This window comes from Microcystis sp. M44BS1, from assembly GCF_020244875.1.
Taxonomy (GTDB): domain Bacteria; phylum Cyanobacteriota; class Cyanobacteriia; order Cyanobacteriales; family Microcystaceae; genus Microcystis; species Microcystis panniformis.
Window position 1 is genome coordinate 1 of the sequence record NZ_JADBVM010000094.1, and the last position, 8745, is coordinate 8745.

Consider the following 8745-nt stretch of genomic DNA (forward strand, 5'->3'; position numbering starts at 1 on the left):
AATTTTACAAGTACCTGTCTATGGAATTTTTCAGCCAAAAACAGGAGAATTAGATGTTTATCGTTTAGTGGCAGGAAAGTATGAGCAGCAGTTGCCAGACGAGAATAATCGTTACTGGATAAAAGAACTTAATTTGTTTATTGGTATCTGGCAAGGAAGCAAAGCTGAATTTACTACTAATTGGTTGCGTTGGTGGGATAAGTCGGGAAATTTGTTATTATGGGGGAGTGAACGAGTCGCACAAACTGAATATCAACTCGAACAGGAGCGAATGTTACGGCAAAAATTAGCTGAAAAATTAAGAGAATTAGGCGTTGAACCAGAAACCTTGTAGCATACTTGTCAAATGCTGATAAAATCATGGCAGGAATCTTCTGGATTGGGCTATTTCTAGGATTAACGGAGGAGATGTTAGAGTATGTAACAGCGATTATCCGAGAGTTTTGTCGGAGCGTAGGTAAATTTGCATTGTTCGCATTTTTTGGAACATTTTTATTTTTTTGGATGTTTTTTGCGACCAAGAATTTTAGTCAATCTCGTCAATTAGACAATATAAGCAACTTGTTTGTTATCTCTTTTTTAAGTTAGCCTTTTCTTCTCGCATTGGATAGAGCGAATGTAGAACTCTATTGCTTTTTATTTTTGTGTGGATTTGTCTTTTTCTATGAAATGGATTGGCTGAAGATGCAACCTAACCTAACAAATGACTTAAATCATATTCTTGCCCACACTAAAGACCTCTGGGAAGAATTGCGGGGACAGCGGATATTTATTACTGGAGGTACAGGCTTTTTTGGCTGTTGGCTTCTGGAGAGTTTTATCTGGGTCAATGATCGGCTAGACTTAAAAGCATCGGCAGTGGTTTTAACCAGAAATCCTGATAGTTTCAGGCAAAAAGCTCCTCATTTAGCCAATCATACCGCTATTCAATTCCATAGCGGTGATGTTAGGTCATTTCAGTTTCCTGAAGGGGAGTTTTCTTATATTATTCATGGTGCCACTGAAGCGAGTGCCAAGCTTAATCAAGAAGATCCCTTACTAATGTTTGATACGATTATTGAGGGAACAAGGCATACTTTAGAATTTGCTAAATTTTGTCAGGCTAAAAAGTTCTTATTAACCAGTTCCGGTGCCGTTTATGGCAAACAACCCCCTGAGATAACCCATGTTTCCGAAGACTATTTAGGCTCTCCTGATTTAACTAATCCGGGTTATGCTTATGCAGAAGGAAAACGGGCAGCAGAAATGCTCTGTACTCTTTATGCTAAACAACAGGGATTAGAAACGAAAATTGCTCGTTGCTTTGCTTTTGTCGGTCCCTATTTGCCCCTGGATGTCCATTTTGCTATTGGTAATTTCATTCGAGATGGTATGACGGGGGGTCCGATTCTCATCCAGGGGGATGGAACTCCTTATCGTTCTTACCTCTATGCGGCGGATTTGGCGATTTGGCTGTGGACAATTTTGTTTAAGGGAAAATCATGCTACCCTTACAATGTCGGTTCAGATGGGGATTTGACTATCGCTGAACTGGCGGAAGTTATTGCCAGTACATTTGCATCAAAAGTTGAGGTAGTTATAGCAAAAGAACCTATCCCGGGTAAAGCTGCTGAACGTTACGTTCCTTCAGTCCAGAGGGCTTTTGATGAGTTACAACTTAAACCCTTGATTTCCCTAGGGGAATCAATTATCCGAACAGCTAGTTATACTAAATCCGTTGAGCATAGGCTACTCATAAGGACAGGCAATAGGCAATAGGCAAAAGGGGGAATAAATAATCAGTTTTTAATAACCAGATTTACTATTATAATTCATCAAGATTTTAGGATTTACATCATGAATCAGAAAAAATCCCTGCGAAATTGTCCAATTTGTCAAGAAGAAAATGGGGAGATTATTCACACACAAAATTTTGTTTTACCTGAAGGTCATCCCCTCTCAAATGGATATGATATACTGTGTTGTGATCGCTGTGGTTTTGTCTATGCTGATACAACAGTAAGTCAGAAAGATTACGATATTTTTTACGCCAAATTATCCAAATACGAGGACAAAAAAACCGCTACGGGAGGAGGGGAATCTCCCTATGATGCCGCACGACTTCAAAAAACGGCTGAATGTATTGCTGAATTTTTACCGGATAAGAGCGTTCGCATTTTAGATATTGGCTGTGCCAATGGTGGGTTATTAGGCTATCTTAAAAAACTAGGATATAACAATTTATGTGGTTTAGATCCATCTCCTGCTTGTGTTGAGAATACAAAACAGCTTTACGGAATAGAAGCTTATGCTGGTTCTATTTTTACGCCTCCTCAAGATTTAGGAGATTTTGATCTTGTCATTCTTTCTCATGTGTTAGAGCATATACAGGATCTGAAATTTTCTGTAAAATTAATAGAACAATTAATCAAAGTCGGGGGATATCTATATGTAGAAGTTCCCAATGCTTCGGGATATGTTGATCATGTTTTTGCACCTTTTCAAGATTTTAATACTGAACATATTAATCATTTTTATCACCCCCATTTATCAAATTTATTAATTCAATTTGGATTGACCAATAAGTTAATCGGAGAAAAAGTTTTTGATGTCTCTCCGGGGATGTCTTATCCAGCCATTTATAGCTTTTGGCAGAAGCAAGAGTCTAATTCATCGGAATTGGTAATTTATCCTGATAAAATGCTCAAAGAAAGAATACTGCTTTATATTGAAAGCTCCAAAAAAACTATGACTGATATAGATATTAAATTACAGTCAGTGTTAGAGGATGCTGCCGATGTTATTGTTTGGGGAACGGGACAATTAGCCATGAAACTACTGGCCGAAACTTCACTGGCAAAAGCCAATATAGTTGCTTTTGTTGATGGAAATCCCATTAATCAAGGTAGTGTTATTTCAGGGATTACGGTGCTATCACCCCATCAAATTCAATTGAGAGAGATGAGACAGCCGATTATTGTAACCTCAATTTTATCTCAAGAAGCTATTTACAATGCTATCCAAAAAATGCAGCTGCCTAACCCAGTTATTTTATTGAGATGATCAAAGGCGAACTTAGCAATTAGTTCACCTTTCCCTCAAAATTAAATACCCCGTTGATAGATAATCTTTCTGAGATTATCGTTAGTTGAATAAGGGCTATCAATGGAGTCAATCATAATGGGTTCATCCTTGTTGCAGGCCCTAGTTAATATTTCTCCTGACATTAACTCCCGGCAAGAAATCTGTCCTTTCTGGAGAGGAACCGCCAAGTATAGATCTTCATTGATGCGGTCATGGTTGAGAATGTAACCTTCTGGCAAATCCCTTTTAGCGTAAACTCCTCGAACTAGCGCATCAAGATACTTAATTTCTCTTTCAGGGGGCATTCTTTTTTGAGTACCCGGCGCGCCACACATTTCTTTAGCTTTTTGAAAAGCTTTAAACCAAATATCGACTTGTTCGGGTAAGGAACAATAAGGAGAGACAGGGACTCCATCCATCTCAATATCGATATGCCTTTCAAAAGTTCTCGCACCCTTAGCGTAGGCTATCAGCATTGAGGATGTCCAATCAGTATATTCATGGGTTGAAAAACCAATGACATGATTGGGGTAGCGATTTTTTAAATAATCGATTTGATTCATCTCTAGCTCAGAATCTTCGGAAGGGTAGAGAGAAACACAATGGTTAATAGCCAAAGGAACATTACGATTTTCAAAGAAGATGACTAAATCATCTATATCCTTGAGAGAAGAACCTCCCGTTGACACAATTACCGGTTTGCGAGTTTCGGCGATTTTCTCAATTAAAAACCAGTCGTTGAGATCTGAACTAGCGATTTTAATAATGGGGATCCCCAGTTCGACACAAAGATTAACAGACTTTTCATCAAAAGGAGTTGCCATCGGAATACAGCCACTTTGACGTACTGCTTTCACTAGAGTTGCGTAATCATCTTCTGTCATTTTTGTATCGAGAGTTTTCTTGATATAGCGAATATCAGTCCTGTCCCGAAAATCTCGATGAATGAAATTGTCCACATCTCTGAATTGAAGCTTGAGCGATGCTCTGACACTATTAAACCTAACAATTCTAGAGAAGTCAGTGATAATTTTTAATCCTCTCTCTAAACTACCCCAATGATTATTGGCAAGTTCTAAAACAAAGAGTTCGTCAAAAATATCGCGGTTAACAGACATTGGATAATCCTCCTTAAAATTAGACTTTATTATTCCCTTGCATGAAAAGCTAATGCTTGATTAGACCTATCAATTCGGGAAAACTATAAATTTTACATAACTGCTCGGAAGTTTCCGATTCGTGTACTTTTCCATAGCCATAGGTAGCAGCAATGAAACTAAGTCCACAGGATTTAGCTGCCTGAGCATCATCACGAGAATCTCCCACCAAGATAGCAGATTGTTGATTGATTTGATACTTTGTCAAGATATGTTGACAAATTGCTGATTTAGAGGCATAGGGATGAGTTCCCGTATCTGGAGATACAACATCGGCAAAAAAATGTAGCATCTGGAGATGATCTAAAATCTTAAAGGTTGGGTGGCTAGGCTTGTTAGTAACAATAAACATTGTAATATTAAAGTCCGCCAATTGGCAAAGAGTTTCTACAACCCCTTCATAGATATCGGTTTTTTCCCAACCTTCACTATCGTAGCTTTTGCGAAACTCCTGGGTTAAATTATCAATCAGATCTGGATCAGCATTGCCGATCATCTGTTTGAACATTTCGGCTACAGGGGGGCCAATTAAGCTTGTAGAAATCTGATCTAGAGCAAAGTCTGGAAGTACAGATGACAACGCCTTTGTTAGAGAATATTTAATTCCCCTTGACGAATTAATGAGTGTACCATCTAGATCAAAGAATATGTTTTGGATTTTCATATCAGTTTTAAGGTTTATAGGCAATAATGCCAACTCCCTCCCGACCATCATCTTGAGCATCAGGTAAGTAATCGATACGGGAAATGAACCCTTTGCTCTCAACTATAAGACCCATCTGGTTACAGACACGCGCTAATATATCTGGATCTAGAGGATGAAAAAAGTTGGGCAAATTTGGAGCCAGTTCTGTGGGCATAAATTGGGGAAAGTTATCAATTTGTCCCGGCCAAAAATCGCCCCGATGCTTTCTTTCTTCATAGATAGGTAAAAATGATTTTAAAAATTTATTATAGGGAGTATCGGCAATCAAATAAACTCGACCCCCAGAACAAAGCCAACGGGACATATTACGGACTGATCCCTCAATTTCTGCTCCGGTTAAAAAGTGTAGAACTCTTGAGCAGAGGATGGCTCCCAAACTTTTCTCCTCCAGATTAATCTGATCGGGTAAAGAGCCTTGTAACAATCTAAGACGATTTTTTTGGTGAGAAGGTGTTTTTTGAAGACAAATTTCTAGATGCCGCCAGTCTGGATCACAGGCAATCACCTCCGCACCTGTTGCTAAAGCCGCTAAACTTGCGATCCCGTAAGCTGCCCCGATATCAAGACAAGCTTTGGGAGCCAAGGGAGCAAACTTGACAAAAGCTTCGGTATAAGGATCTATCCAAGCAGTCATAAACCCCATCAAGTTTAGGGTGGGGATGAGCATTTCAGAAACGGGATCAGGCATCTCTACAGAGTTAGACGACATTGAATTGAGTTTCTCCTCAAATTAACGGCAATTAGGCTTCGCTGGTAAAGCGAGAATTAGGAATAGCATAAAAAACTGACTCTAGACCATTCTCACCATGAGGTATAAGAAAATAAGAGTAATCACTGCATATACTATTTACCAATAAGGGAAGTCTCCATAAATGATCCTGTAAATGATAAGTTGAAATAGCCAAGATAGGAGTATATTTCTCGATTATGTTACTTGCTCCCAGAATAGTATCTATTTCTGCACCTTCAATATCCATCTTGATAAATGTTGGTGCTTCATCAGCAATAGTTTCATCAAGGGGAACTACATCTACTTCTAAGTTTCCTTGACTGGAAATTGCCGATCCTTCTGAACCAGCCGCTAAAAATCTCAGTTTTTCTCGTTCTTTACCTGTAGCATTTTGGTAAATTATCACCTTGTCTTGAAGCTGATGATCTAAATTAGAAAGATATGCTTTTAAGTTTGTTACATTAATTGGATCGGGTTCAAAACAAATTATTTTCTCAATTGAATCTCCCTGAAGATCAATAAATGTCTTCAGGGTATCACCATCAAAAGTGCCACAATCTACAAAAACTTCCTTTTTTAAAAGAGGCCTTAAGAAAGTCGGGAAATATTGTATTTCCTGAGACGAAAATAAACCATCAGACTCTAGTAAAATTCGCCACTTAATCTGCTTCAGATATTCCCGCTTAGATTCTGTATCTTGCCAAAGATCAAAAGCTGCGATAACATCCCCCGTTTGTTCATAAATTTTGTGAGGTAAATCAAGATAAAAATGAGGCAAAAATTCTTGTGGATGGCACCAAAAAAAGACGGCACACAGGGCAACATTTTGACACCCTAATTGATGTAATTGCTCCTGAATCAAATTCAGGCTATTCTCTCGATTAAAGACGGTAATAAGGAATAAAGCATTTTGACCATAATTAAGAGCAGCAATTTCAGGGGAAAGAACCTCAACTCCCTCAAGTTTTGTATTCCAGATAGCCGCATTATTATCAGCAAAAGCCACTGGTTCTATGCCAATCTTCCGTAAACCTTTAAGACACTTTCTTCCTAAGTTGCCAGAGCCAAATAAAACAACTTGTCCTTGAGATTTTTCTAACAACCCGCCAAAAACAGAGGTTTCATAATTGATGACGGCATCAATCGGCTTTGCTAGAAGGTTTTTAAGATCAACTAATAAGTCGGAAGTCATAGGCTGTTAAGTATCTAATGTATTGGTTAAGGTTGGGTAAAGCGAGAATTAGGAATAGCATAAAAAATGACATCTTGACCATCGTGCAGATGGGGTTCAAGAAAGAAAGAATAATCTTGGCACATACTCTTGATTAATAAGGGAATTCGCCATAAATGATCCTGTTGGTGATAAACTGAAATTGCCAAAATTGGGGAATGATTCTTGATAATCTCTCTTGCTCCCATAATTGCATCTATTTCCGCCCCCTCAATATCCATTTTAATAAAGGTTGGTGCTTCATTAGCTAAAACTTCATCAAGAGAAATTGCTTCTATTTCTAAAGTTCCTTTGCTGGAAATTGCAGATGCACCCGAACCTGTTGCTGAAAATCTTAGCTTTTCTCGTTGCTTGCCTACTGCATTTTGATAAATGATTATTCTATCTCGAATTGTGCTATCTAAATTAGATAGAGAATGCTGGAGCTTTTCAACATTCTGAGGATCGGGTTCAAAACAAATTACTTTTCCTATAGCACCCGCATTGATAGCCGCTAAAGATTGAACGGTATCCCCATCAAAAGCACCACAATCAATAAACACTTCTTGGTTGATTACAGATAACAAAAAACCAGGGAAATAAGTGATCTCTTTGTAAGCTGACAAGCAGTCAAAATCTAATAATATTCTAGATTTTAGTTGATTAAAATATTGTTCTTTTGAGTAGTCATCTTGTAGAATCATAAAAGCGGCGATGACATCCTCGGCTTGTTCATAAATTTTGTGAGGCAAATCGATGAAATAGTAAGGTAAAAAAAACTGATTATATTGCCAGAAAAGAGCAATAAAAGAAGAAACATTGAGAAACCCTATTTTTTGTAATTGATTTCTAATTGTGATAAAACTGCGGTCTCTTCCTATGCTCCAAATAGCCACTAGGAATAAGACATTATCGCCATATTTTTTCATCACAGTTTCAGGAGAAAGAACCTCAACTCCTTCAATCTTTGTATTCCAGATAGCCGCATTATTATCAGCAAAAGCCACTGGTTCTATGCCAACACTCCGCAAACCAGCAAGACACTTTTTGCCTAAGTTGCCAGCACCAAACAACACAATCTGTCCTTGAGATTTTTCGAGCAATTGCTCGAAAAGAGAACTTTCATAATCTTTTATAGAAGCAATTGGTTTTTTGAGTAAATTTTCTAATTCGAGCAATAAAGAAGAAGACATAAGTTACCACATCAGGGAAATAAAGCTAGTCCTACCCAACTACCTAGTGTAACATGGTAAAAAGATTCTAGTGTTTGTTCGTCGGGCAGTTCAAACGGGGATTGTTGCTCAAGGTACACCAGATTACCATCCTTGTCAAGGATAATTTATAAAATTGCTGGTGGTGATTCGGTAGTAAGCTAAAACGCACTTAAACCACCTAAAATAGAAATAGTAACTTGAGAAAAATTCTACTTATGCCAGCTAAAGATTTCCTAGATTTAGAAGAAAAGAAAAACTTACAAAAAGCTCTTAAAGAAGAAGAAAGAGCAGAAGTTAGGGAAATAATTTTAATGTTTCTCTTGCTGAACGACGGAAAAACTCAACGAGAAATAGCTGATTTTATTGGCTGTTCACTCAAAACGGTCGCCCATTGGTGCGTTCACGGCGATCCTAACAATTTAGAAAGTCTAGAAGATGGGAGAAAAAATGGAAATCATAAAAAAGCCCCAGAGGAATATATTAATTTACTATTGAAAATAGTTGATGAAGATCCGAAGGAATTTGGATAGGAATTCGGGAGATGGACAGCGGCAAGATTAGCAGAGCATCTAGAAAAGGAAACAGGAATTAAACTGAGTGGCTCGCAAGTGAGAAGAATATTGAGAAGAAAAAAGTATGTGTATATCTGGGCGAAATCTAGTCTA

The 8745-nt window shown here is 38.0% G+C and carries 7 protein-coding genes and 2 pseudogenes; 4 read left to right on the plus strand and 5 right to left on the minus strand.

Translation table 11 applies throughout. The features are described 5' to 3' along the window. The 3 genes and pseudogenes from IM515_RS06660 to IM515_RS06670 form a co-directional block, all read left to right on the plus strand. Positions 1-334: pseudogene (locus tag IM515_RS06660) on the plus strand (Uma2 family endonuclease); the annotation flags it as partial. A 350-nt stretch (positions 335-684) separates the two neighbouring features. Then, the gene (locus IM515_RS06665) at positions 685-1758 is read left to right on the plus strand and encodes an NAD-dependent epimerase/dehydratase family protein (protein WP_193959428.1); all 1074 of its coding nucleotides are present in this window, start codon (positions 685-687) and stop codon (positions 1756-1758) included. A gap of 78 nt (positions 1759-1836) precedes the next feature. After that, positions 1837-3042 (plus strand): class I SAM-dependent methyltransferase, encoded by a 1206-nt coding sequence (locus IM515_RS06670; protein ID WP_193959427.1) that lies wholly within the window; start codon positions 1837-1839, stop codon positions 3040-3042. 41 nt (positions 3043-3083) lie between these two features. Here the strand turns inward: IM515_RS06670 and IM515_RS06675 are convergent, their stop codons facing one another. The 5 genes from IM515_RS06675 to IM515_RS06695 are packed head-to-tail and all read right to left on the minus strand — an operon-like array spanning position 3084 to position 8059. Next, the gene (locus tag IM515_RS06675; RefSeq protein WP_193959426.1) at positions 3084-4181 is read right to left on the minus strand and encodes an N-acetylneuraminate synthase family protein; all 1098 of its coding nucleotides are present in this window, start codon (positions 4179-4181) and stop codon (positions 3084-3086) included. A gap of 49 nt (positions 4182-4230) precedes the next feature. Continuing rightward, entirely contained in the window at positions 4231-4917 is a 687-nt protein-coding gene (locus IM515_RS06680; RefSeq protein WP_287697932.1) for an HAD family hydrolase, read from the minus strand. After that, complete coding sequence (locus tag IM515_RS06685; RefSeq protein ID WP_287633505.1) at positions 4892-5635, minus strand: class I SAM-dependent methyltransferase; 744 nt, start codon at positions 5633-5635, stop codon at positions 4892-4894. The genes IM515_RS06680 and IM515_RS06685 overlap by 26 nt, the downstream gene beginning before the upstream one ends. A gap of 31 nt (positions 5636-5666) precedes the next feature. Beyond that, entirely contained in the window at positions 5667-6848 is a 1182-nt protein-coding gene (locus IM515_RS06690; RefSeq protein ID WP_287630176.1) for an FkbM family methyltransferase, read from the minus strand. A 26-nt stretch (positions 6849-6874) separates the two neighbouring features. Continuing rightward, a complete protein-coding gene (locus tag IM515_RS06695) occupies positions 6875-8059 on the minus strand; it encodes an FkbM family methyltransferase (protein ID WP_287630177.1) in 1185 nt (394 codons plus the stop codon). 236 nt (positions 8060-8295) lie between these two features. Here IM515_RS06695 and IM515_RS06700 point away from each other — a divergent pair. After that, positions 8296-8745 (plus strand): annotated as a pseudogene (locus tag IM515_RS06700) (IS630 family transposase); the annotation flags it as partial.

Excerpts from the sequence above, each read along its gene's own strand:
- IM515_RS06665 (WP_193959428.1), top strand. The coding sequence starts at position 685 with ATGCAACCTAACCTAACAAATGACTTAAATCATATTCTTGCCCACACT.
- IM515_RS06670 (WP_193959427.1), top strand. The coding sequence starts at position 1,837 with ATGAATCAGAAAAAATCCCTGCGAAATTGTCCAATTTGTCAAGAAGAA.
- IM515_RS06675 (WP_193959426.1), bottom strand. The coding sequence starts at position 4,181 with ATGTCTGTTAACCGCGATATTTTTGACGAACTCTTTGTTTTAGAACTT.
- IM515_RS06685 (WP_287633505.1), bottom strand. The coding sequence starts at position 5,635 with ATGTCGTCTAACTCTGTAGAGATGCCTGATCCCGTTTCTGAAATGCTC.
- IM515_RS06690 (WP_287630176.1), bottom strand. The coding sequence starts at position 6,848 with ATGACTTCCGACTTATTAGTTGATCTTAAAAACCTTCTAGCAAAGCCG.
- IM515_RS06695 (WP_287630177.1), bottom strand. The coding sequence starts at position 8,059 with ATGTCTTCTTCTTTATTGCTCGAATTAGAAAATTTACTCAAAAAACCA.